The organism is Myceligenerans salitolerans (assembly GCF_017349295.1).
Taxonomy (GTDB): domain Bacteria; phylum Actinomycetota; class Actinomycetes; order Actinomycetales; family Cellulomonadaceae; genus Myceligenerans; species Myceligenerans salitolerans.
In genome coordinates this window covers 281,920-305,248 of record NZ_JAFMPK010000027.1, presented here as the reverse complement: position 1 = coordinate 305,248, position 23,329 = coordinate 281,920, and the positions used below count along the sequence as shown (strand labels likewise).

Annotated in this window: 20 protein-coding genes and 3 tRNA genes; 14 read left to right on the top strand and 9 right to left on the bottom strand. The window is 70.2% G+C overall.

What is annotated here, in order from left to right; all coding sequences use genetic code 11:
• Positions 1-149 precede the first annotated feature (149 nt).
• On the bottom strand, positions 150-1,559 hold the full coding sequence (locus J0911_RS06765) for an FAD-dependent oxidoreductase (protein WP_207274671.1): 1,410 nt from the start codon (positions 1,557-1,559) through the stop codon (positions 150-152).
• Positions 1,560-1,789: 230 nt separating this feature from the next.
• On the opposite strand from J0911_RS06765, the gene htpX reads away from it, so the two are divergent.
• On the top strand, positions 1,790-2,689 hold the full coding sequence (htpX, locus tag J0911_RS06760) for a zinc metalloprotease HtpX (RefSeq protein WP_207274670.1): 900 nt from the start codon (positions 1,790-1,792) through the stop codon (positions 2,687-2,689).
• Positions 2,690-2,723: 34 nt separating this feature from the next.
• Here htpX and J0911_RS06755 read toward each other — a convergent pair whose 3' ends face one another.
• The gene (locus J0911_RS06755) at positions 2,724-3,533 is read right to left on the bottom strand and encodes a potassium channel family protein (RefSeq protein WP_207274669.1); all 810 of its coding nucleotides are present in this window, start codon (positions 3,531-3,533) and stop codon (positions 2,724-2,726) included.
• Positions 3,534-3,676: 143 nt separating this feature from the next.
• Here J0911_RS06755 and J0911_RS06750 point away from each other — a divergent pair, with 143 nt between their 5' ends.
• From J0911_RS06750 to J0911_RS06740, 3 genes are all read left to right on the top strand, one after another.
• Complete coding sequence (locus J0911_RS06750) at positions 3,677-4,174, top strand: YajQ family cyclic di-GMP-binding protein (protein ID WP_207274668.1); 498 nt, start codon at positions 3,677-3,679, stop codon at positions 4,172-4,174.
• A 192-nt stretch (positions 4,175-4,366) separates the two neighbouring features.
• Positions 4,367-4,864 carry a hypothetical protein gene (locus tag J0911_RS06745; protein ID WP_207274667.1) on the top strand — a complete coding sequence of 166 codons (498 nt, stop codon included), beginning with the start codon at positions 4,367-4,369 and terminating at the stop codon, positions 4,862-4,864.
• 777 nt (positions 4,865-5,641) lie between these two features.
• Complete coding sequence (locus tag J0911_RS06740) at positions 5,642-5,890, top strand: hypothetical protein (protein WP_207274666.1); 249 nt, start codon at positions 5,642-5,644, stop codon at positions 5,888-5,890.
• A gap of 853 nt (positions 5,891-6,743) precedes the next feature.
• Here J0911_RS06740 and J0911_RS06735 read toward each other — a convergent pair.
• Together J0911_RS06735 and J0911_RS06730 are read right to left on the bottom strand one after the other, a co-directional pair.
• Complete coding sequence (locus tag J0911_RS06735; RefSeq protein ID WP_207274665.1) at positions 6,744-7,640, bottom strand: alpha/beta fold hydrolase; 897 nt, start codon at positions 7,638-7,640, stop codon at positions 6,744-6,746.
• 66 nt (positions 7,641-7,706) lie between these two features.
• The gene (locus tag J0911_RS06730) at positions 7,707-8,672 is read right to left on the bottom strand and encodes an ArsR/SmtB family transcription factor (RefSeq protein WP_207274664.1); all 966 of its coding nucleotides are present in this window, start codon (positions 8,670-8,672) and stop codon (positions 7,707-7,709) included.
• Between the two features lie 161 nt (positions 8,673-8,833).
• Here J0911_RS06730 and J0911_RS06725 point away from each other — a divergent pair, with 161 nt between their 5' ends.
• Positions 8,834-9,679: an HAD-IIB family hydrolase gene (locus tag J0911_RS06725; protein WP_207274663.1), complete on the top strand. Its 846-nt coding sequence runs from the start codon at positions 8,834-8,836 to the stop codon at positions 9,677-9,679.
• Between the two features lie 26 nt (positions 9,680-9,705).
• On the opposite strand, the gene rarD is transcribed toward J0911_RS06725, so the two are convergent.
• Entirely contained in the window at positions 9,706-10,686 is a 981-nt protein-coding gene (rarD, locus tag J0911_RS06720; RefSeq protein ID WP_207274662.1) for an EamA family transporter RarD, read from the bottom strand.
• 126 nt (positions 10,687-10,812) lie between these two features.
• Here rarD and J0911_RS06715 point away from each other — a divergent pair.
• The 7 genes from J0911_RS06715 (at position 10,813) to J0911_RS06685 (ending at position 16,247) form a co-directional block, all read left to right on the top strand.
• Positions 10,813-10,894, top strand: a tRNA-Tyr gene (locus J0911_RS06715).
• Between the two features lie 203 nt (positions 10,895-11,097).
• Positions 11,098-11,170, top strand: a tRNA-Thr gene (locus J0911_RS06710).
• Between the two features lie 64 nt (positions 11,171-11,234).
• A tRNA-Met gene (locus J0911_RS06705) sits at positions 11,235-11,308 on the top strand.
• A 91-nt stretch (positions 11,309-11,399) separates the two neighbouring features.
• On the top strand, positions 11,400-11,570 hold the full coding sequence (gene rpmG, locus J0911_RS06700; protein WP_123815762.1) for a 50S ribosomal protein L33: 171 nt from the start codon (positions 11,400-11,402) through the stop codon (positions 11,568-11,570).
• A gap of 36 nt (positions 11,571-11,606) precedes the next feature.
• Positions 11,607-12,116, top strand: a complete 510-nt coding sequence (locus J0911_RS06695; RefSeq protein ID WP_207274661.1) for an FAS1-like dehydratase domain-containing protein — start codon at positions 11,607-11,609, stop codon at positions 12,114-12,116.
• Between the two features lie 26 nt (positions 12,117-12,142).
• Entirely contained in the window at positions 12,143-12,580 is a 438-nt protein-coding gene (locus tag J0911_RS06690) for a MaoC/PaaZ C-terminal domain-containing protein (protein WP_307864951.1), read from the top strand.
• A 211-nt stretch (positions 12,581-12,791) separates the two neighbouring features.
• Positions 12,792-16,247, top strand: a complete 3,456-nt coding sequence (locus J0911_RS06685; protein WP_207274659.1) for an N-acetylmuramoyl-L-alanine amidase — start codon at positions 12,792-12,794, stop codon at positions 16,245-16,247.
• 31 nt (positions 16,248-16,278) lie between these two features.
• Here the strand turns inward: J0911_RS06685 and J0911_RS06680 are convergent, their stop codons facing one another.
• Complete coding sequence (locus J0911_RS06680; protein ID WP_207274658.1) at positions 16,279-17,532, bottom strand: MFS transporter; 1,254 nt, start codon at positions 17,530-17,532, stop codon at positions 16,279-16,281.
• A gap of 63 nt (positions 17,533-17,595) precedes the next feature.
• Here J0911_RS06680 and J0911_RS06675 point away from each other — a divergent pair, with 63 nt between their 5' ends.
• A complete protein-coding gene (locus J0911_RS06675; protein WP_207274657.1) occupies positions 17,596-18,720 on the top strand; it encodes a LacI family DNA-binding transcriptional regulator in 1,125 nt (374 codons plus the stop codon).
• Positions 18,721-18,793: 73 nt separating this feature from the next.
• Here J0911_RS06675 and J0911_RS06670 read toward each other — a convergent pair whose 3' ends face one another.
• On the bottom strand, positions 18,794-19,969 hold the full coding sequence (locus J0911_RS06670; protein WP_307864950.1) for a UDP-N-acetylmuramate dehydrogenase: 1,176 nt from the start codon (positions 19,967-19,969) through the stop codon (positions 18,794-18,796).
• A gap of 141 nt (positions 19,970-20,110) precedes the next feature.
• Here J0911_RS06670 and J0911_RS06665 point away from each other — a divergent pair, with 141 nt between their 5' ends.
• Positions 20,111-20,965, top strand: coding sequence for a matrixin family metalloprotease (locus J0911_RS06665; RefSeq protein ID WP_207274656.1), 855 nt, complete (start codon positions 20,111-20,113; stop codon positions 20,963-20,965).
• Between the two features lie 42 nt (positions 20,966-21,007).
• Here J0911_RS06665 and J0911_RS06660 read toward each other — a convergent pair whose 3' ends face one another.
• Together J0911_RS06660 and J0911_RS06655 are read right to left on the bottom strand one after the other, a co-directional pair.
• Positions 21,008-22,021 (bottom strand): L,D-transpeptidase family protein, encoded by a 1,014-nt coding sequence (locus J0911_RS06660; protein ID WP_207274655.1) that lies wholly within the window; start codon positions 22,019-22,021, stop codon positions 21,008-21,010.
• Positions 22,022-22,174: 153 nt separating this feature from the next.
• Positions 22,175-23,260 carry an adenosine deaminase gene (locus tag J0911_RS06655; RefSeq protein ID WP_207274654.1) on the bottom strand — a complete coding sequence of 362 codons (1,086 nt, stop codon included), beginning with the start codon at positions 23,258-23,260 and terminating at the stop codon, positions 22,175-22,177.
• Positions 23,261-23,329 lie beyond the last annotated feature (69 nt).

Genomic DNA, 23,329 nt, shown 5'->3' with positions numbered 1-23,329 from the left:
CGCGGCACCGGTCTTCGCCGAGGCGGTCGCCGGTGCGCCGGTCGCCGTAGCGCCCAGACTCGCGGTCGTACCGCCACAAGCGGGAGACGTCGAGGCAGCCGGGTCCGGGTCCACGGGGAACCGGCTCCCTCGACGTCCGGTGGTCGGCGTCAGGCCTGCTTGACGCTCTGGCTGATCGCGATCATCTCCTCGCGGGGAACGACCTTGACCCGTTCGCGGCCCTCGGCCTCACCGAGCGCACGCTCGTGAGCGTCGAGCAGTTCCCAGCCGGACCACTCGATGACCTGCACGCCCTTGTCGGCGAGGAACGCCGTGATGGCCTCGGGGGCGCCCTGCGGGGCGGTGCGGCCACCGTCCAGGTTCCCCTCCGACACGTCGGCGCCGTCGGCAACGCCGACCACGTCCTCGACCAGGTGCTTCACGGTCTCGGACGCGTCCGACTTGGTGTGTCCGATCAGGCCGACCGGGCCACGCTTGATCCAGCCGGTGGCGTAGACACCCGGAACGTGCTCGCCGTCCATGTCGACGACGCGGCCCTCACGGTTGGAGATCACACCCTTGAGGTCGTCGAACGGGATCTCGCTGAGCGGCGAACCGAAGTAGCCGACCGCCCGGTACACGGCCTGGACGGGGAAGTCGTGGAACTCGCCCGTGCCCTTGACGGTGCCGTCGCCCTGCAGCGCGGTGCGCTCCGTGCGGAAGCCGGTCACCTTGCCGTCCTCGCCGAGCACCTCGGCGGGCTGGTGCAGGAAGTGCAGGTGGATACGGCGGGAGGCCGTCTTGGTCGACGGGTCGTCGAGCGCCCAGTCGGTGAGGGTCTTGACGACCTGCTTGGTCTGGTTCGACGAGTTGATCGCGGCCTCGGAGCCCTCGTCGAAGTCGTAGTCCTCCGGGTACACGATGATGTCCACGTCCGGGACATGACCGAGCTCGCGCAGCTCCAGGGGCGAGAACTTCACCTGCGCCGGACCGCGGCGGGCGAACACGTGCACGTCCGTCACGGGCGAGGCCTGCAGGCCCTCGTACACGTTCGCCGGGACCTCGGTGGGCAGCAGGTCCTTGGGGTGCTTGGCCAGGATGCGGGCCACGTCGAGGGCGACGTTCCCGGCGCCGACGACGGCGATCTCGCGCGCCTCGAGCGGCCACGTACGGGGCACGTCGGGGTGCCCGTCGTACCAGGACACGAAGTCCGCGGCCCCGTAGGAGCCGTCCAGCTCGATGCCCGGGATGTTCAGCTCGGCGTCCTTGATGGCGCCGGTGGAGAAGATCACGGCGTCGTAGAACTGCCGCAGGTCCTCGAGCTTGACGTCCGTGCCGAAGTCCACGTTCGCCAGCAGGCGGATGTCACCGCGGGAGAGGACCTTGTGAAGCGCCACGATGATCTGCTTGATGCGCGGGTGATCCGGCGCGACGCCGTACCTGACCAGCCCGAACGGCGCCGGGAGGCGCTCGAACAGGTCGATCGAGACGTCGAGGTCGGTCTTGGACAGGATGTCGCTCGCGTAGATGCCGGCGGGTCCGGCACCGACGACGGCGACGCGCAAAGGTCGGGTGCTCACGAAGAGGCGCCTTCCGGTCGAGGGACTGTACACAATCGAAGGCCAGGAGCGATTCTACCGACCATGTAAGGCAGCCCTCATCTCTGTCCATGCGTGAGGGTCGAGGGTTGGCGAAGATGCGGTGAACGGACACCGGGCAACCGTCCGCGCGAGGCCGCGCACGGCGGCCCGGCTCGGGAACCGTTCGCCGTCACGAGCCGTTCAGCCGGGTGGGTGGAAAGGAAGTAGCGATGCATCGGCACTACAACGGTCTGAAGACCGCAGCGATGTTCGGCGCGATGTGGGCCGTTCTCCTCGGGATCTGGATCCTCATGGGCGGACGGCAGACGTGGCTGTGGATCTTCGTGCTCGTCGGTCTGGGAACGACGGCGTACAGCTACTGGAACTCCGACAAGCTCGCCATCCGCGCCATGCACGCCTACCCGGTCACGGAACTCCAGGCACCCGAGATGCACCGGATCGTGCGCGAGCTGTCGACCCAGGCCCGCAAGCCCATGCCCCGCCTCTACATCTCGCCGACGAAGGCCCCCAACGCGTTCGCCACGGGCCGTAACCCGCAGAACGCGGCCGTCTGCTGCACCGAGGGCATCCTCACCCTGCTCGACGAGCGCGAGCTGCGCGGCGTCCTGGGACACGAGCTGATGCATGTGTACAACCGCGACATCCTCACGTCGTCCGTGGCGTCGGCGATGGCGGGTGTGATCACGTCGGTCGCCACGGCGATGATGTGGTTCGGCGGAAACCGCGAGGGCGGGAACCCGCTCGCGGCGCTCGCGACGGCCCTGCTGGCACCGATCGCGGCGACGATGATCCAGTTCGCCATCTCCCGCACGCGCGAGTACGACGCCGACGAGGACGGCGCCAGGCTCACCGGCGACCCGCTCGCCCTCGCGTCGGCCCTGCGCAAGCTGGAGCGCGGAACCCAGCTCGCCCCGCTGCCGCAAGACCGTGAGCTGACGAACGTCTCCCACGTGATGATCGCGAACCCGTTCCGCGGGGCCGGCATGGCTCGCATGTTCGCGACGCACCCGCCGATGAAGGACCGCATCGCACGCCTCGAGCGCATGGCGGGTGGCCCGGGCGGCTCCTACGGCAACCAGTACGGCCCGAGCGGCTTCGGCGGCTTCTGACGACGGCGCCGGCCGCGTCCACGGGCGGCGCCCGTCAGTTCTCCTCGCGCAGGGTGAGAGGGCCCGAAGCGCCGTCGTCGTCCAGTTTGCTGCGGGCCGCCGCGAGTTCCGCGCGGAGCGTGCGCACCTCCTCGGCCCGCTCGGCGCGGAGCGTGCGGACCTCCTCCGCCAGGATGTCGACCTGGCGGCGGGTGGCGGCCTCCTCCTGCTCGTTGGCCTCCTCGACGGTCTGCACCATCCACGAGGCGAGCGTCGCCGTGACCACACCGAGCAGGGCGATTCCGCCCAGCATCAGGCCCGCGGCGATGAAGCGGCCCGTGACCGTGACGGGGTAGAAGTCGCCGTATCCCACCGTGGTCATCGTGACGATCGCCCACCAGAACCCCTCACCGAGGTTCGTGATGTTCGAGCCCTCCGCGTGACGTTCGGTGTCGGTGATCGCCAGAGCGCTGGTGAGGATCAGCAGCGCCGTTCCGCCCGTGGCGTAGGTGACGACCCGGCCGCGCAGCCGCTGCACCCCGGTGCGGCTGAACCGCTGGATCACCTTGATCAGCAGGAGCAGCCGGAGCGGGCGCAGGAGAGGGAGTGCGACGACCAGGAGATCGATCCAGTTCCTCCGGACGAACTCCCACGTGTACCCGGACAGATGCAGCCGCACCATGTAGTCGGCGGCGAACACCAGCCACGCGATGGTCATGAACGTGTCGCAGGCGGTTTTCGCCGCCGGGGGGAGACCTTCGACCGCGATCGGCAGCCCGTAGGCGACGAGGAAGAGCACGGCGACCGTGACGAGGGGCCACTCGGTGCGCCGCCGCCAGGTGGTCAGGTCGAGACTCCGGAGCATGGTTCGTCACTGTATCGGAGGACCCACCGGCGCCGGCCGGGCCGGGCCGGTGGTGGCTCGCGGCCGCAACAGGTGCTACCCGGTGACCGGGCCGACTACGGTTGACCCAGGATTCAACCTCACCAGGAAGAAGGAGCACGGTCGTGGCCGACTCGTCGTTCGACATCGTCAGCAAGGTGGACCGCCAGGAGGTCGACAACGCCCTCAACCAGGCGTCCAAGGAGGTTTCGCAGCGGTACGACTTCCGGGGCGTGGGTGCGTCGATCTCGTGGAGCGGCCAGGACAACATCGTCATGGTGGCCAACTCCGCCGAGCGCGTGCTCGCACTGCTCGACGTGTTCCAGACGAAGCTCATCAAGCGCGGCGTGTCCCTCAAGTCGTTCGACACGGGGGACAAGGAACCGCAGGCGTCGGGCAAGGAGTACCGCCTGGTCGGTTCTCTCAAGGAGGGCCTGGCCGGCGAGAACGCGAAGAAGATCACCAAGATCATCCGGGACGAGGGCCCCAAGGGCGTCAAGACCCAGGTCACCGGTGACGAGGTCCGCGTGACGTCGAAGTCCCGCGACCAGCTCCAGGAGGTCATCGCGCTCCTCAAGGGCGCGGACCTGGACGTGGCACTGCAGTTCACCAACTACCGCTGACGGTGCAGGTCAACTTTCGCCGACTACTGTGGGCAGGCGGCGCCGGGTTCGGAAGACTGTCTGAGAGGGATCTCGGACGGCAGCCTCGTGAGCGACGGTGCTTTTTGACTGGCCGTCACTCAGACAACCAATGAACTCACAGCACAGTCCGAGTTCGGGGCTGCGGGCGAAAAGGATCGTTGGGTTAGGAAAATGAGGCTTCTTGACAACCTGATATTCCTAGTTGGCGCTTTCGTCTCCGGCCTGTTTTTCCTCGCCATGGGGTTATATGTACTTTTTCGGCTTGCGACGCGCCTCGCCGGCCGAGGTGAGGCATACGATCTTGAGGAGCGGGCCGCGCGCTACTGGAATGACATCGCTGAAGCCGCTGCACCACTCAGAACCCTGTTTCAGTTCGGATTCGGTGCCGCTCTGACCGGAGGGTTCATGATCTGGGCATCCGTTCTTGGAAGGCGGGTGCTGGACAGCGACCTTGCGGGTTGGTGGATTGCGGTAATCGCATTCATGTGGCTGTGGGCCGTGATAGAGCGCTGGTTTGCCTGGCCGGGACTTTTCATTGTGCCTGAGGCGCGTGGCACGAAGGGCGTCTTCTTCGCGCGTCGGGCGGAGAAGCGAGCGGTACGAGAAGGCATGGACGACGGGACTGACGGTGCAGATGGTTCGTTGACGCGCCCGGACGACGGTTCGTGAGTTGGGTGGCGCGGACGCGTACTGGACCTCCTACGGCATGACGTGGTCGCGTACCGCTGGCAGTCTCTTCCCACCGGATCCCGCAAGGATCGGGTAGTCCCGGCCGCGGCGGTCTGACTCCTGCTTACGACCGACCCTGTGGGTGTCCTGGCGTTGATCTGTCGACGGCGTTCGAGGACTTGCTCGACTTCGCCCGCGGAGACTGCCACGAGGCCCGGTCATGACCCTGAGACCGCGCCGTCGCACTCGGCGCCATCGTGGAACGCTTCGGCCGGGGGTGCACATCGGGCACACATGAGCACCGTCTCAGACCATCCGGTGTCAGCCTCACCAACGGACCTGGGTCATGGAGGAACGGCAGAACTCCAACGTTCTCGCGGTGCCCAACCAACCCGTCGGACACCGCGAGACATACCTCCACCCACCGGGAGAACCCGGCGTACGAGCTGGCCCGTCCGCTTCCTGGCTCGCCGAGTATGTCGTTCACCGTCAGACGGTGTGGTGGGCGACGCGCGGTAGGACCTGCTTGTGGGCGTCCGAGGCCCGGCTCGCGCGACCCTTAGCCGGGCTGTCGCTGACTGCCTTCGGCGAAGCCGCCTCTTACCACATTGCTGGCGGTTGGACGATGTTGCGTATTGCAAGATTCCTCACATCCCACCGCACAGTGGGCGAGTTGACCTCGCTGGGTGCGCCTTATAAAGTCCGCATTCCCTGTTGAAACGCGTGAGAGGTGGGATCCTGCGTAAATCTGCTCTTACTAAAGATTTCGGAGAAATTATGTCAATCGAAGATGGTGGTGAGACGGCACCAGTGGGAATCACGCCGACTTACGCTGCGCTGCTTGCGTTTGCGGGGATTTCTGTCTTGTACCTACCCTTGCTCGGTCTCACGATCGCCTTGGTTACAGGCATTGTCGGTCGTCGCCGCCCGTGGGTGCTCGCGGCCGCTTCTGTAGTGGCTGCCTGGGCTACTCTGGCGATGGTCTTCTTTTTGATTCCCGAAATGCTTGGTCGAGTCGGGCTGTAGCGGTAGCCCCTGCGGGGAGACGGCGGAGCGTGGTCCGCAGTAGCCCTCGGTCTGTCTCGCGTCGGGCGGTTAGCCAATCGACAGGGCGCTCACTACCCATCGGGCGACCTCGCCTCTGGAGGCGCAGCGCCCAGGCAGGCCGCAGCCAGTCCGCAAGACGTCCGCGTTCCGCCGTCGGACCCCCCACGCGCCAACGGCTGGGGTCGTTGCAATTCCAACGATCCCAGCCGCTCCCCGCCCCCACCACACCGCCCCGAGTGTCCGAACTACGATTCACCAACTACCGCTGACAGCGCTCGCTGTATTCGGCTCCTGTATCCTCCCGGGATCCCGGAGGATCTCTCGCTCACCGATGACCAACGGGACCTGCGGGCGAGGATCCTGGCCGCGGCGACGGTGCCGGCACCTCCACCGTGGCGTCCGGCCGACTGTCACGTGGTCGCTGTCGGCGGGCTGCTTGGTGTCGGATTCGCCAGCGATCCCGACAGAGGCCGCGACCTGCTGTTGGTGGCGTCCACGAGTGGGCTCGGGCTGTTCGACACCGTCACCGGTGAACGCCTGGCCCGCGACCGCGAGGCTGATTCGGGGTGGCCGGACGACAACGACTTGACGTGCCAGGGGATCGGGCCGATCGCGCAGCGTCGCGTGCTGATGGCAGGGCTGGCCGGCGGCGGTCTGCACGCCGGCGCCGCGGGGTGGTCGGTAGACGTCGCCAGCCCGGACTGGCCTCATGAGCGGGTGCTGTTGTCCACCGGGAGTCCGTACACCGATGGAGCGCACGGCGGGGCCTGGTGGCACATCTTTCATTCGCGGTACTCCCGGCGACCTCCATGCCGCTGGAGGCCCTGTACCGCTACCGCGTGCGGGCGCCGTCGTCGGTGCCGGTGCGGGCGAGCCAGTCGGAAACCGCACGGCTCACCCGCGACGGTGCCTCGACGGGCCCGAGATGGCCGACCTCGTCCAACGTGAGCACGGAAGCGTGCCCGGGCAGCAGATCGCGGAGTCGTTGCGCCTGGTCGACGGGGATCCATGGGTCCTGCGCGCCCCAGCCGACCGCCACCGGACAACGGGCCTGCCCCAACCGTGCCGCGACGGGCCGCGTGTGCTCGGGCCGCAGCGCGGCGATCTGGCGGTAGAAGGCGCTCTGGCCCCGCGCCCCCGTCCACGGCCGGCTCAGGGTGTCGAGCCAGGCGTCGGTCAGCTTCTGGCGTGCGGCGCCGCGGACGTACTCCCTGACCAGGGCCGCATGGAGAGCGGCCGGGAGCTGGTCGAACACCGCGGCGTGCTCCGCCACGAGCCGGAAGAACGGGGAACCCCACGGTTCCAGGGTGACCACGTCCCAGAGGAAGAGGCCGGCGTACTCCTGGTCGTGCAGCAGATGAGCCCCCAGCGCGACGGCTCCTCCGATGTCGTGCGCCACGACATGCGGCCGGTTCAGGCCCCAGTACCCGAGCAGAGCGGCGAACCGTGACATCTGGGAGGCGAGGTCCACAGGAGCCTCCGGGTCCTCCATCGACCGCCCGTAGCCGGGCATGTCCCACAGGAACACCCGGCGGCCGCCGACCACCTGCCGGGCGACCTCCGACCACACCTCGGCCGACCACGGGGTGCCGTGGCAGAACACCACGTCCTCCACCGGCTCACGATGCTCCGGAGCCAGGACGTAGGTCGCGACGCGCGCGCCGTCGACGGTCACCAGGTCGGGCTCGGGCAGCCGGGACTCCCGCCGGTGCGGTTCGCTCGTCTCCATGCCCCCGAAGGTAGGACGCGAGGGCGACCCGGCGTCAAGCGAGGCCCCGGCCGCGGGGACGAACGGCTACCTCGTCCCCTCCAGCAGCCCCTGGCCCAGCTCCGTCAGGACATGCACCACGCGCCGCCCGTCGCGCTGCGATGCCACCAGCCCGGCACGGCGCAGCACCGTCGTGTGCTCGGACGCCGACGCGGGCGAGATGTCCATCCGCTGGGCCAGCAGGGTCGTCGAGGCCGACCCGGCGATCTCCCGCAGCGCCCGCGCCCGCGTACGGCCCAGAAGCGCGGCGAGCGCCCCCTCACCGCCGGGATCGTCGACCAGGTGCTGCTCGTGCGCGACCGGGAACACGAGCACCGGTGCCAGCTCGGGATCCGCGAGCGTGATGGGCATCCGCCAGCAGAAGTAGGAGGGGAGCAGCGTCAACCCGCGCCCGGCGAGGTGCACGTCGCGATCCATCATGCGGCTGTGCACGGTGAGGACGCTCCCGGACCAGGTCGTCGCCGGATGCAGGGTCGACAGGATCGCCTCGACGCCCGAGGCGGCGAGCACCTGGGTGCGCGCCGACCGGTCCGCGTCGACGACTCGCCGTACCCGGGGCCAGACCGGCTGGACGGCATGGGCATGGAACGCCGTCATCGACGCCCGAAGACTGCGCAGAGCGCGCGGCGATCCGGCGGCCAGGTCGTCCACCCATGCCGGCGGCCTCCTCCCACGCATCAGGACGGCGAGCTCCGCCGCGATCCGTGCCGGCGCCGTGTACAGCATGTTCTCCGCCCCCACCGCGAAGTCGGTGGTGCCGCCCTCCGGCGTCAGGAAATCGGGCGAATAGCCGACCGGTGGCGTCAGAGTCAGGTACGGAAGAGCTGCGCGCGGCATGTCCGGCACCACCTGCCGGTGCCAGTGACCGAAGACCCGCGCACCGTCGAGCTCACGCACGAGGTGGGCGCCGAGCATCGTCTCCCACAACGGGTCGGGGCCCGGCGCGAACCGGACTCGGGAGAGGTCTTCCGGAGTGAAGATGAAGCGCAACATCGCGAACCCCTTCATACGGAGGCGGGGAGCCTGACGGGTGATGCGCCTCCCCGAGGACAGTCAATACGTCCAGGTTTGAGCTGACAAGAAAAGTAACGACCCATTCCGCCGAACCCTCGACCGTGGGCCCCGTACCCGCGCCGTCGCAGTACCGTAACGAGGTGAGCGTCCTCCCTCCCCGTTCCCAGCCCCCGACCCGGCCCCGCGTCATCGCGACCGACCTCGACGGCACCCTGCTGCGATCCGGCGGCACCGTGTCCGACCGGTCCCGCGAGGCGCTCGCCGCGGTGGAGGCCGAGGGCATCGAGGTCGTGTTCGTCACCGCCCGGCCCGCGCGGGCGCTCGGGCATCTGGCCGACCTGGTCGGCGGGCACGGGCACGTGATCTGCTTCGGCGGCGGAGCCGTCTGGGACCTCGCGGGCGGTGAGGTGATCGAGTCGTGGGGCTTCGTGGACGACGTCGTCGGCTCGCTCGTCGCCGAACTGCGGACCACGCTGCCCGACGTCGCCATGGTCGCCGAACGCGTCAGCGGCCCCGCCTACGACCCCGCCTTCGTGTCCTCGCCGAACTTCGTCGAGCCCGGGATCACGGCGGCCCACCGCGCGGTACGCGTGGAGGAGACCCTGGGCCTGGACCCCGTCCTCAAGTTGATCGCGCAGTCTCCGATCACCGAGCCGGACGTGCTGCAGGACGTCGTCGGGCGGATCGCCCGGGGCCGAGCCAACCTCGCCTACTCGGGCGCGATCGGCCTCGCCGAACTGAACCCGTTGGACGTCACGAAGTCGGCCACGCTCGAACGCTGGTGCGCACGGCTCGGAGTCGCCGCACGGGACGTCTGGGCGTTCGGCGACATGCCCGTGGACCTGCCGATGCTGCGCTGGGCCGGACGAGGCGTCGCCGTCGCCAACGCGCACGACGACGTCCTGCAGTGCGCGGACGACGTCGTCGGTTCGAACGACGAGGACGGTGTGGCGGTCACCCTGGAGAAGCTCCTGGCGGAGGGCTGAACGGGCACGACGCCGGACGCGGGTCCCTACACCAGCCGGCGAACCGCGCGCAAACCGTCCCACGTCAGTACCGTGATGGCCGACCACACCAGGCCGAAGCCCACCCAGCGAGCCGGGGGCATCTGCTCGCCGAGGATCAGCACCGCCACGAGGAACTGGAGCATCGGACCGAGGTACTGCAGGGCCCCCACCACCGACAACGGCAGCCGGCGGGCGGCGGCCCCGAACAACAGCAACGGCAGTGCCGTGATGATCCCGGCGGACACGAGCAGCGCCGCGTGCCCGGCCCCGTGATCCGCGAACGTGTTCGCCTCGCCCAGCCAGATCAGATAGCCCGCCGCCGGCGGAGCCGCCAGCATCGTCTCCACCGTCAGCCCCGGCAGCGCGCCCACCGACCGCCCGGTCCGGTTCTTCACCAGCCCGTACACTGAGAACGACAGGGCGAGGCAGACGGCGATCCACGGCAGCCCCCTCATCCCCGTCGCGATCACCACGACCGCCCCGAGGCCCAGGCCCACGGCCACCCACTGAGCGGGGCGCAGGCGCTCACGGAGCGCGAGGACCGCGAGCAGCACCGTCACCACCGGGTTGAGGAAATATCCGAGCGCGGCGTCGAGCACGCGTTCGGTCAGCACGCCGTACACGTACACCGTCCAGTTCACGACGATCAGGACTGACGCGACGCCGAGGGTCATGAGCATGCGCGGACTGGCGAGGATCGGCCGGAGCTCGCCCAGCGTCCGTGTCGCGACCAGCGCCAGTACGCAGAAGACCAGGCTCCACAGGATCCGCTGCGCGATGATCTCGATCGCGCCTGCGGGCTCGAGCAGCGGGAAGAACAACGGCATGCCGACGCCCCAGAAGAGGAACGCGGCGACTCCGAGCGGAAGACCCCAGCGGTCCGGGGCGTGCTCGCCGTCACGGCCGGCGGTGTCCGACGGCGACCGGTCCGTCCCGGCGGTCCGGCGCCGTTCGGTGGGTGCCCCGCCCGGGGCGGTCGTGCTCACCCGGTCACGATAGGGCGCGCGGCGGGCTCGCCGGCCCGACGGAGCTGTGAGGGTGATCACCGGCACGGACGCCACTTTCGATTTCCCGTGCGGCCGTCCGACAGGCTAGTGTTGCTCCCGCACCACGGCGGGTTACCCGAGCGGCCAAAGGGGGCTGACTGTAAATCAGCTGGCACTGCCTACGGGGGTTCGAATCCCTCACCCGCCACGCCAGGCGACAGGCGGCGCGTGCTCTCTTCGAGAGCCGCGTCGCCTTCGGTGTTTCCCGCGGAGGCGGAGCCCCGTTGCCGGGGCGCGGAGCTCGGAGGCTCCGCCCCGGACGGCCTCGTGATCGGCGGGAGGTGGAGCGGCTCATGTCACATCCGATTCGATTTCGCTCCAGGCCCGAGGGCATGTAGAGTCTTCCTCGCTGCCCCGATAGCTCAGTCGGCAGAGCGTCTCCATGGTAAGGAGAAGGTCAAGGGTTCGATTCCCTTTCGGGGCTCTGTGAATCGGCGCGGGGTCGCCCACCGGAATACGGAGGGGTGGCCTCGCGTTCGGTCACGTGCGGCGGGGTAGCTCAGATGGTCAGAGCGCACGACTCATAATCGTGAGGTCGCGGGTTCGATCCCCGCCCTCGCTACCGCCTCCGCCCGGCGCCGGTCGCCGGGCGGAATCCGCAACACATCATCCGCACACATGGCGCCTCCGTCGAGGCGCGAGAGGTGAGAGCCATGGCCAGCAAGAGTGCTGACGTCCGCCCCAAGATCACGATGGCCTGCGTGGACTGCAAGGAGCGGAACTACATCACGAAGAAGAACCGCCGGAACAACCCGGACCGGCTCGAGATGGCGAAGTTCTGCCCGCGTTGCGGCAAGCACACGTCGCACCGCGAGACGCGCTGACATCACGCCGCAGAATTCCACCGACGGAGCTGTCACGTGGCGAACCCCGACTTCCAGGGCCGTGAGTACCCGGCCACCGTTCCCTATGCCGTAGGGCGCGAGAAGATCCGCGAGTTCGCCGAGGCCGTCGGAGCCACCGACCCCGCGCACCACGATCTCGTGGCCGCGCGGGGTCTGGGCTATCCGGACCTCGTCGCGCCGCCTACCTTCGCCGTCGTGATCGCACAACGCTCCGAGGGTCAGTACGTCACCGACCCGGCGGCCGGGATCGACTTCTCCCGCGTGGTGCACGCCGACGAGCGTTTCACGCACCATCGTCCGATCGTCGCCGGTGACGAGCTCGTCACGGTGCTGCACGTCGACTCGGTCACGAGCCGCGGTCCGCTCTCGATGGTGACGACCCGCTGCGAGATCTTCGCCGCCCCTGGTACCGGCGCCGAGAACGGGTCGCCCGCCCCGGGGGGCGTCGACGCCGGGAGCGACCGTCCGGGAACGCCGGTCGCCACGGTGACCTCGACGCTCGCCATTCGCGGGGAGGACGCATGACAGCCCAGGCCGACAGGACCGGGACAGTGGATACGGGCACACGGCCGCGACTCGCCGACCTCGCCGTCGGAGACTCGATCGGCACCCGTACGATCGAGTTCGACCGGCCGCGGCTGGTCCGCTACGCCGGCGCGAGCGGCGACTTCAACCGCATCCACTGGGACCAGGACTTCGCCGAGCGCGTCGGTCTCCCGGGAGTGATCGCCCACGGGATGCTGACGATGGGCAGCGTCGCCGGTCTCGTCACGGAGTGGGCGGGCGACCCGGGTGCCGTCGTCGACTACACGACCCGCTTCTCCCGGCCGGTCCCCGTACCCGCGCAGGGTACGGCGGTCGTCGAGGTCGCCGGGAAGATCGCCACCCTCGACGCGGAGGCCGGCACGGCACGCGTCGACCTGACGGTCACCTTCGAGGGCGCCAGGGTGCTCATGAAGACCCAGGCCGTCGTGCGTCTCGCGCCCTGACCGCAGGGCGACCCCCTCGCGTGGGCGGTCGCCCTCGTGCTCGGACGGCCGGCGCTGCTCCTCGCGGCTCGCGACGGTGAGCGTCGTTCCTCGCCGGTGCTGACCCGCACCGTCATGCGATGGTTCGTTCTCCCCCTTCCGTATAGATTCGTCTCGCGATCTGATGCTCTCGGACCTTTCCGTCCTGCCCGGTCGACGAGGGGAATGTTTCGTGAAACATGTCCGACGACGCACCACCGCTGTGCTCGTGGCAGCCGCGCTCACGACCACCACGGCGCCGTTCGTGGCGGCGTCCGCCGAGGGAGCGGGCCGGGACGACGGCGACGCCGCGTGCGCGCCCGTGGCTGCCGCGAGTTCGCTCGACGAGGCGTTCGACGCCGCGGGCGATCTCACCGGCGTCCCGTCGACGCTGCTCAAGGCCGTCTCCTACCTGGAGTCCCGTTGGGACCAGCACGGTGGCCGTCCGAGCGTCGAGGGTGGCTACGGGCTCTTCAACCTGAACGCCGCGGGCTACCCGGCGAACCCGCCGGCGTCGGGCGGCCCCACCGCGGGCGGATCCGTCACGGACCACCGCGCGGCCGCCCGTGACGGTCTCCCCGGAGACCACACGCCGACCGGCCACGGTGCCCCCGGCGAGAGACACGCCGCGCCGCCGCCCGGCACCCCGCACCACACCACCGCCGTCACGCCCGGAGGAAGCCCTCTGGGCGGCGCCGTCGCCCTCGGCAGCGAACTGGCGCGGGCCGCGTCGCTCGCCGGGATCCCCGTCGCGGACGTGCAGCGGGACCAGCGCGCCAACCTCTGCGCCGGTGCGACACTGCTCGCTTCCTACCAGATCCAGGCGGTCGACGACGGTGTCGCCGCCCCCGAGTCGATGCCTCGCCCGGGGCACGAGGCACACCGAACGACGCAGGGCCCACCGGCCGCCGCCGTCGCCGAGTGGGAGGTCGCCGTCTCACGCATGAACGACTCCGAGACATTCTCCGATCAGGTGTACGACGTGCTGCGCTCCGGCGCCGCCGAGGTCACCCCGGACGGGGAGACGGTGATCCTGGAGGGCGACCCGTCCGTCGTCGTCCCCGAAACGGATTCCACGGACTCAGCGGCCGGGAAACGGATGTCTGGCAGTACCACGGCGCCCGCCGTCGAGCCCGACTGCCCCGACACCGTGGACTGCGAGTGGCTGCCCGCCCCGTACGAGAAGCACGATCCCGACGCTCCCGGCGACACCACCGACTACGGCAACCACGACCAGGCAGAACGTACCGGTGCCGACGGCCCGAGCCTGGACTACATCGTCATCCACGACACCGAAGGTTCGTACCAGAGCTCGGTGAACCTCGTGCTCGACCCGGAGTACCTGGGCTGGCACTACACGATCCGCTCCGAGGACGGCCACGTCGCGCACCACGTCGACAACGCGGACGTGGGCTGGCACGCGGGCAACTGGTACATGAACATGCACTCGATCGGGATCGAGCACGAGGGATTCGCCGGCACGGCGGGCTGGTACACCGAGGCGATGTACCGGTCGTCGGCGGAGCTCGTGAAGTATCTGGCACAGCGGTACGACATCCCCCTCGACCGCGCGCACGTCATCGGCCACGACCAGATCCCCGGCATCCTCGAGGGCTACACCCAGAACGTGCACTGGGACCCGGGTCCGTACTGGGACTGGGACCACTACTTCGAGCTGCTCGGCGCGCCGATCGGTGGCGACCGGCCGGCGACCACGGACGTCTCCCCGGGCGACGTCGTCGAGGTGCGCACCGGCTACGCCGACAACCCGCAGGAGGTCACCGGCTGCGGCGTGGCATCCCCGGGCAGCGGGCCGTGCGCGGAGGGTGCCGGAACGAACTTCCTGTACCTGCGCCAGGCGCCGTCGTCGGGCGCTCCCCTGGCCCGCGACCCGGGCTGGAAGCCGGACGGTACGGACGGCACCACCTACGCCAGCGACATCAGCGCTCGCGTGCAGTCCGGCCACAAGCTCGTCGTGGACGAGGTCGACGGTGAGTGGCTCGGCGTGTGGTGGGCGGGGGCGAAGGCATGGTTGCACAACCCGGCGTCACGGCCCGTCGTGGTGCCCACGACGGCGCAGACCGTCACCGTCGCGGACGACACGCCGGCTCCCGTCTACGGCCGGGCCTATCCCGAACCCGAGGCCTACACCTCGTACCCCGGCATCCCGGTGCAGACGATCGGTGCCCTCGAGTACGAGATCGGCGTCGGCCAGCGCTACGCGGTCTCCGACGACGACGTCGTGACCGACTACTACCGGGCCACCACCTTCGACGGCACCGGCCAGGACGACCGCACCGACGTGCGGGGCGAGTCGCGCTACTACCAGGTCTGGCTGGCCCACCGGCAGTTCTTCGTGAGCGCGGACGACGTCGAACTGCACGAGGCGGCCGACACTCCAGGGGACGGTGACGGTGACCCCGGCGACGACGACCGGATCACCACGACGCACTGGTCGGGAACGAAGGGTCTCGCCGAGGGGACGAAGGAGAACCTGCGGCCCGGCAAGGGCGGCTCCCTCCGCATCCATGGCGCCGGACCGGTGGTCGAGTACACCGATCCGCACGGGAACGGTGACCCGGTCCGGTACGAGACCGGCACCTGGACCTCGCCGGTGGTCGAGCCCGGGTACCGGGTCGACGAGTCGGTGACGTCGTGGAACGCCACCACCCCGACCGGGACGTGGGTCGAGGTGGAGTTCCGGGGCCGCAAGGACGACGGTACGTGGACCAAGTGGTTCGTCATGGGCCGGTGGGCGAGCGGCAGCGACCACACGCCGGACGACGGGACGGTCGGAGACATCCACCGCACCTCGGTCGACGGTCAGCACGACGACGACGCCTACCTGTTCACCGACACGTACGTGGCCCGGACCGGCCACGAGCCCACCGCGTTCCAGACCCGTGTCACCCTGTACCGGCCGGCCGGCTCCCGGGTCACGCCGAGGCTCTCCTCCGTCTCCACCCTGACCAACGAGTACCTGCCGGACGGCCGCTACGAGGGCACCAGCGAGTTCACCCTCGACCGGGCGGTCGAGCTGGACGTGCCGCCGTACAGCCAGCTCACGCACATCGGCGAGTACCCGGAGTTCGGCGGCGGCGGGCAGGTGTGGTGCTCGCCGACGTCCACCACGATGGTCATGTACTCCTACGGGAGGAAGCACGAGGTCCCGGAGGAGCTGCTCGACGACATCGAGGCGCCCGCCGGCGACCCTCAGGTCGCCTACGCCGCCATCAACGCCTGGGACTACGCCTACGAGGGAGCGGGGAACTGGCCCTTCAACACGGCGTACGCCCACCGGTTCGGTCTGGAGTCGTTCGTGACCCGGCTGCGCTCGCTGGCCGAGGCCGAGAAGTTCGTCGCGGCGGGGATCCCGCTGGTGGTCTCGGTCAACTTCACGGAGGAGGAGATGCCGGAAGCCGGGTACGGCACCGACGGGCACCTGCTGACGATCGTCGGCTTCACGGAGGACGGCGACCCGGTGGTGAACGACCCGAACAAGGACACCAACGAGCAGGTCCGGAGCGTCTACACGCGCGAGAACTTCGAGCGGGTGTGGCAGACCTCCACCGACGGCCTCACCTACGTCCTTCACCCCCGGGAGGTGAAGCTTCCGCCGAACGTCCCGGGCGCCACTCCCAACTGGTGAGAGCCGCGTATGCCTCGGGCGGACCCGGGGTTCAACGCGACGTGGCGGGCTCCGCCGCAGGCTCCCGGATCGCCGCCGAGACCGCCAGCCCCAGGATCGTCGGGACCGCGAGGACGAGGACCGCCAGGCGGTAGCCCGTGTGGTCCGCCAGGAAGCCGATCAGGGGCGGACCGATGAAGAACGCGCCGTAGCCGATGGTCGACGCCGCGGCCAGCCGCATCGGCGCGCGTTCCGGGTCGTCCGACGACGCCGACATCCCCATCGGGAAGCCGAGCGCCGCGCCCATGCCCCACAGCGCCACGCCCACCAGCGCGAGCCACAGCCACGGCACCAGCGCGAAGATCGCGACGCCTACGATGGCGAGCACCATCGTCACCCGTAGCATCGTCACCCGGCCGAACCGGTCGATCGCGCGGGTCCCGGCCAGCCGCATGACCGTCATGAACACGAGGAACACGGCCAGTCCCACGGCGCCGGTGCCGTTCGTGACGCCGAACCCGTCCACGACGGCGAGCCCCACCCAGTCGTTCGCCACGCCTTCGGTCAGGGCCGCGGCCAGGACGACGAGTCCGATGGCGAGCGTGCGGGGTTCACGCCACGCCCCGAGCATGCCGCGCAGCCCGGTGTGGGCGGCGTCCGAGGGTGTGCTGGAGGCGGGATCGGCGTACATGTCCGGGTGGTCCGCGGTGCCCTCGCCCGGGACACCGGCGTCGGACACGGCAGACTCCGGGAGGAAGTACCGCGCGGAGAGGATCACGGAGCCCAGCGCCACCACACCCGTCCCCACCAGGTGCCACTGCAGCGGCACCCCGAGGAAGGCGACTCCCGCACCGACGCCGGCTCCGAGCACGGTGCCGAAGGAGAAGCCCGCGTGGTAGGTCGGCATGATCGACCTGCCGAGCTGCTTCTCGACGGCCGCGCCCTCGAGGTTCATCGCCGCGTCCCACACCCCCGCGCCGACGCCCATGAGGATCATCCCGCCGCGGACGGTGAGGTCCTGGCCCCAGTACGCGCCGAACCCGGCCAGTGCGACGCCCGACGTCATGACCACGGCGAACGTGAGCACCGTGCGCGCGGTGCCGATCCGCTGGACGATGAGACCCGACAACGGGATCGCGGCGACCGAACCGACGGCCGCGGTCAGCAGGAGGAAACCCATCTGGTACTCGGACAGGCCGAGATGGTCGCGGACGGCGGGGAGGCGGGCCGCCCAGCTCGCGAAGGCGAAGCCGCTGGCGGCGAATACGACGAAGACGGCGCGGGACGCTGCGTTGAGGTAGAGCACAAGATATTGTCCCGCGAAACGATACGGTCCGAGAATCGATTTACACGCGCGAAGGAGCAGTCCATGAGCCGGCAGTCCGGCAACAAGCCGACCCTGGCGAAGGTCGCCGAGCGCGCGGGGGTGTCGGTGTCGACGGCATCGCTCGCGTTCTCCGGTTCGGGGCCGATCACGCCGCAGACCCGGGACCGCGTCCTGGCGGCGGCGAAGGAGCTCGACTACTCCGGGCCCAACCCGCTGGGCCGCCAGCTGCGCCAGGGGCGCTCGGGCATCGTGGGCGTGGTCATCGGCGACCAGCTCGGGCGCTCGTTCCGCGACCCGGTGGCGGTGCAGGTGATGCACGGCCTGGTCTCCTCGATCGGCGAGCAGGGCATGGGCGTGCTGCTGATCCCCGGTGAGCCGCAGGGCGCCAAGGCGCCGGCCGTCGGCGGGCTGGGGGACGCGCCGGAGGCCACGATCGCCGTCGATCCGCTGGTGGAGACGGCCGCGATGGACGTCGCCGTGCTCGTCTGGGGCGCCCTCACGGACGACCCGAACATCTCCGCCCTGCAGCGGCGTGGCGTACCGATCGTCATCGGCGAGGGCGCGAAGGTCGACGACGTGCCGGTCGTGGCGATCGACGACCGGACCGGCACGGCGGAGGTCGTGCGGCACCTGGTGGACCTCGGACACACGCGCATCGCGGAGATCACCATGCCGTTCGGCCGTGGCGAGCGTTCCGGGCCGGTCGACGTCGAGCGTCTCGAGCAGGCCGACCGGACACCCACCCGCAACCGCCTGGCGGGAGTACGCGACGTGATCGAGCCGGTGATGTCCTGGGAGACACCGGCCTCTCTCGTGGAGCACGGCCGGGACGCGGCCACGGAGATCCTGGGGGAGTGGGCCCCGGCGAACGAACGTCCGACGGCGATCGTGGCACACTCCGACCTGCTGGCCGCCGGTGCGGTGATCGCGGCTCGCGAGCTGGGCCTGCGTGTTCCCGAGGACGTCTCGGTGGCGGGCTTCGACGGGCTCGACCTGCCGTGGCTGTCGCCGGACGTGCTGACGTCGGTCAGCCAGCCGCTCGTCGAGAAGGGGCGCCTGCTCGGCACCGCGGTGGCCGCGGTGCTCGCCGGCGACTCCCCGGAGGACGTGGTCCTGGGCACGACGTTCCAGGAGGGTACGACGACGGGACCGGTCCCGGAGCTCTGAGCGGCAGCACACCGTCACGCGTCCGTCGCGGCCGGCCCGCCGCCGGCGTTCTGGCCCGTGACGGGCCCGGACGTCAGAGCGCGAGGCCCACCAGGACGGGTTCCGGTACCAGGGTGATCCCGAAACGGTCCCGCACGCCGTCACGGACCGCCCGGGCAAGCGCGACCAGGTCCTCCGAGCGGGCCCCGCCCCGGTTGGTGAGCGCGAGCGTGTGCTTGGTGGACAGCCGTGCCGGGCTGTGCTCGCCGATGAGGCCGAACCCCGGCGCGAAGCCGGCGTGCTGGATGAGCCACGCGGCGGACGTCTTCACGCACGTCGGGTCGACCCCGGCCTCCTGTCCCGGCTCGGCCACCCTCCGGACCGGGAAGCGCGGTGCCGGCGCGGGCAGCCGTTCGGCGAGCTCGATCGGCACGATCGGGTTGGTGAAGAACGATCCCGCACTCCACCGGTCGTGGTCCGGTGCGTCGGGGTGGTCGAGCACCATCCCCTTGCTGCTGCGCAGTTCCAGCACCGCCTCGCGCACGTCCACGGAGGGCACACGGTCCCCCTGCTGGGCGCCGAGCCGGGCCGCGAGCTGGGCGTACCCGATGGGGGCGGACAGCGTGCCGAGCCGCATCTGGAACGTCACGTCCAGCACCACGTAGCGCGGCGTCGGATACCACGGGGCCAGCGGGTCGTTCCCTTCCTGACGCCCGGCGGCGTGCATGGACCGCTTCAGGACCGAGGTGCGGTAACCGAAGCCCAGTTCGCTGTTGGTGAGCGTCCGTACCCGCGCCTGCGCCCGGTCCCACACGCGGATGCTGGCCAGCGTCGAGGCGACCTCTTGCCCGTAGGCCCCGATGTTCTGCACCGGCGCGGCGCCGACGGTGCCCGGGATGCCGGACAGCGCCTCCACCCCGTACCAGCCGGCGTCGACCGCTTCCCGCACGAGCCCGTCCCAGTTCTGGCCGGCGGGTGCGGACACGACGGCCCCACCGCACGCGTCCGCCGACGCCACCTCGAGCCCGCTGCGGACGTCACGGACCACCACCCCGTCGAAACCTTCGTCGGCGACGAGCAGGTTCGAACCGCCACCGACCACGAGGAGCGGGGTACCGGTCTCGTCCGCCGTGCGCACGGCGTCGAGGAACTCCTGCTCGGTCGTCGCCTCGACGTAGGCGGCGACAGGCCCGCCGACCCTCAGCGTGGTGAGGTCGGCGAGACTCGGGACGACGGCGCTGTGGGGGAGCACGTCCTGGTCTGCGGTCACCCTGCAAGCCTATCTACACAGGGCGCGGAGATTGTGCACATCTTCGACATGCCGCGGGTGAAGTCCGTCGATTTCGTGGGAACCATCAGGACGTCTCGTGCGTGTCTCCCTGGTAGTCCATTCTGGTGGCGGGAGGTGACCATGCCACGAGTCGCCCGCACGCTGCTCACCCTGGCCGTCTTCGTCGTGGTGGCCACGCTGCTGGTCACGGTCGGTCTGCCCCAGCTGCGGCAGGTCCTTCACCTGGACCAGCAGGCCTCGATGGAGCCCTTCGTCTGGCGCCCCGACGCCGACGGTGCCGGCGGGCCGCGCCCGCGCATCGACGGTGTCCCGATCCCGCCCGTCCCCGAGGACGCGCGCCCGGAACGCCTCCTCCCCGCCGTCGACCCGGGTCCCGGCGGTGCCCACGCCTTCGAGCACGTGGCCGACGACGGCGCCCCCGTGCGGCACGACCCGTGCCGGCCGCTGCACTACGTGGTACGGACCGAAGGGATGCCGGCGGCCGTGCTGGCCGAGATCCGCGACGCCGTCGAGCGGGTGGAGGAGGCCAGCGGCCTTCGCTTCGAGGAGGACGGGGCCACACGGGAGGGACCGTCCGAGCGCCGGAGGCCGATCCAGCCGGACAGGTACGGGGACCGGTGGGCCCCGTTGCTGATCGCCTGGGCCGGCGGCGACGAACTGGCCGCCCTCGACCGTGACGTGGCGGGGCTCGGCGGCGCGACCATGGTGACCGTCGGCGGTGAGTCCCGGCTGGTGACGGGTGCCGTGACCCTGAACGAGGACGTGCTCGAACGCTGGTTGTACGCGCCGGGCGGACGGGACTACATCGAGACGGTGGCGGTGCACGAGCTGGGCCACGCCCTCGGACTCGAGCACGTCGACGATCCCACTCAGGTCATGTATCCGGAAGGCTCGCTCGACGTCCGGGAACTGGGCGACGGCGACCGGCAGGGTCTCGCGCTGGCCGGCCGCGGGGAGTGCCGCACGGACACCTGAGGAACGGACGCCTGAGGAACGGACGCCTGACCACGCGCCTCCTCAGTACACCAGCACGCGGGTCCCGGGCGGCGCCCCCCAGGTGTCCCAGATCCAGTTCATCGCGGCGTTCGACACGCGGACACAGCCGTGGGACGCCGGGAACGGCGGCACCGAGCTCGACCCGTGCAGGGCGATCGCACCGTTGAAATACTTGGGACGCCACATGTCGCCCAGCTCGAGGGTCGAGGAGTGCATCCCGTCGATCTGGTTGTACACGGTGAAGTCGCCCCGCGGCGTCGACGCCGTGTAGGTCCTCCCCCTCGCCTCGAACCGCTCCCCGTTGCCGGACGCCGCGTTGATGACCCTGACGACCCGGCCGTTCTCGACGGCCAGGACGAGCTGCCGGGCGATGTCGATCTCGATCACCTTCCCCGAGGAGCTCTTCGGCTGCGGCACGACCCCGCGGTCGAGCGCGCTCCGCGTGTCCGGCCCGACGACACCGTCCCGGTACAGGCCGGCCGCCTTCTGCAACGCCCACAGCGCCTGCTGGGTCTCTCCGCCGTAGGCGCCGTCGACCGAGGTGATGTGGTAGCCGAGATCCCGCAGCCGCTCCTGGACGTCCGCGACGCGTTCGCTGTCCTCGCCGAACGCGATGTACTCGGGCAGCTCGGGCTCCTCGTCCTGCCCGGCTTCCGCGTCCTCGTCCGTGCCGTTCTCGTCACTGCCGTCGTCGGTGCTGCCGTCGTCGTTCTCGTCGCCCTCGTTCCCGGCGCCGTCGCCTTCCTGGCCCTCCGCGTCGTCGGTCGGCTGCTCCGACCCCTCCGGATCCGGGCTCTCCGGCTCGCCGGTGCCGCTCGGCTCCTCGGAGGGCGTCGGGCTCGCCTCCGTGGTCTGCTCGCCGTCCGCACCGGGCGATACCGGAGCGGACGCCGAAGCGGTGTCGGAGGGCGCTGTACCGCCGGCCTCCGGATCGCTCTCCGTGGAGCACCCGGCCAGCACCGTGCCGCACAGCAGAAGGCCCGTGAGCACCGCCACCCCGTGTCGGGTGTGGCGTGCGCCGTGTGTCCTGAGCATGTCGTTCCCCTCGTGAGGCCACCCGGTCGGGGTGCCTGCCGGCTGGGAGGCCGCGCCGGCGCGACCTCTTGAGAAGTGCCGCAGCACTCTCCGCGAGTGTGCGTCACCGAGGGCTGACGCGCCAGCGTCGACATTCGTTGCCCCAAGAGATCGTCACACAACCGTGACCGGCTCGCCTTGATTGTTGCCAAATGTACCCTCACCTGCGCTGTTTCCGGGATCGGGCGCCGTCAGCCAGGTGTCGACCCCGGTGAGCAACCGTCGCTTCGTGGACGACGACGCCCGGCTCGCCCGGATCGACGACCGCGCCAGCTCGGCGAGTTCCCGGTCGGAGAACCCGTGCACCTCCCGCGCGGTCTCGTACTGAGCCAGCAGCCGGGAGCCGAAGAGCAGTGGGTCGTCGGCGCCCAGCGCGATCCGGGCTCCGGCGTCCACCAGCCGACGCAGCGGCACCTCCGTGGCGTCGTGGTAGACACCCAGGCTCACGTTGGACGCGGGGCACACCTCCAGGGCGACCTCCCGTTCGACGATCCGTTCGAGCAGCCGGTCGCTCTCGGCGGCGCGTACGCCGTGCCCCAGCCGGTTGGGCTCCAGGTCGCGCAGCACGACGGCGATGTGGTCGGGGCCGAGCAGCTCGCCACCGTGCGGCACGGCCGCGAGACCCGCGCGGCGGGCAATCTCGAAGGCACGGGCGAATCCGGTCGTGTCCCCGCGTCGCTCGTCGTTGGACAGCCCGAACCCGACGACGTCCCCGACGCCGTCACCCGCGTAGCGCGCGGCGAGCCGGGCGAGCGTCCGGGCATCGAGCGGGTGTTTCATCCGTGACGCGGCCACGATCACGCCCACCTCGATGCCGTGGTCGTCGCTCGCACGGCGCGCGGCATCGGTCACGATCTCCACGGCAGGGGTGATCCCGCCCGTGAACGGGGCGTACGACGTCGGATCCACCTGGATCTCCAGCCGCCCGGAGCCCTCGGCGGCGTCGTCGGCGGCTGCCTCGTCGACGATCCGGCGCATGTCCTCCTCGGAGCGCACGCACTTGCGTGCGGCGTCGTAGAGGCGCTGGAAGCGGAACCAGCCGCGTTCGGTCGCGGGGAGCTGCAACGGGTCGCCGTCGGTCAGCGCTCCGGGAAGCTTGACCCGGTACTTGGCGGCCAGGTCGACGAGCGTTCCGACTCGCATGGATCCCGTGAAATGGAGGTGTAGGTGGGCCTTCGGAAGGAGCGCCAGGTCTCGCATCTGCGTAGTCTGGCAAAGCGGGCTGGGCGCGGCATGCGCCGTCCGTGATTGTTTCCACGATTCTGACAT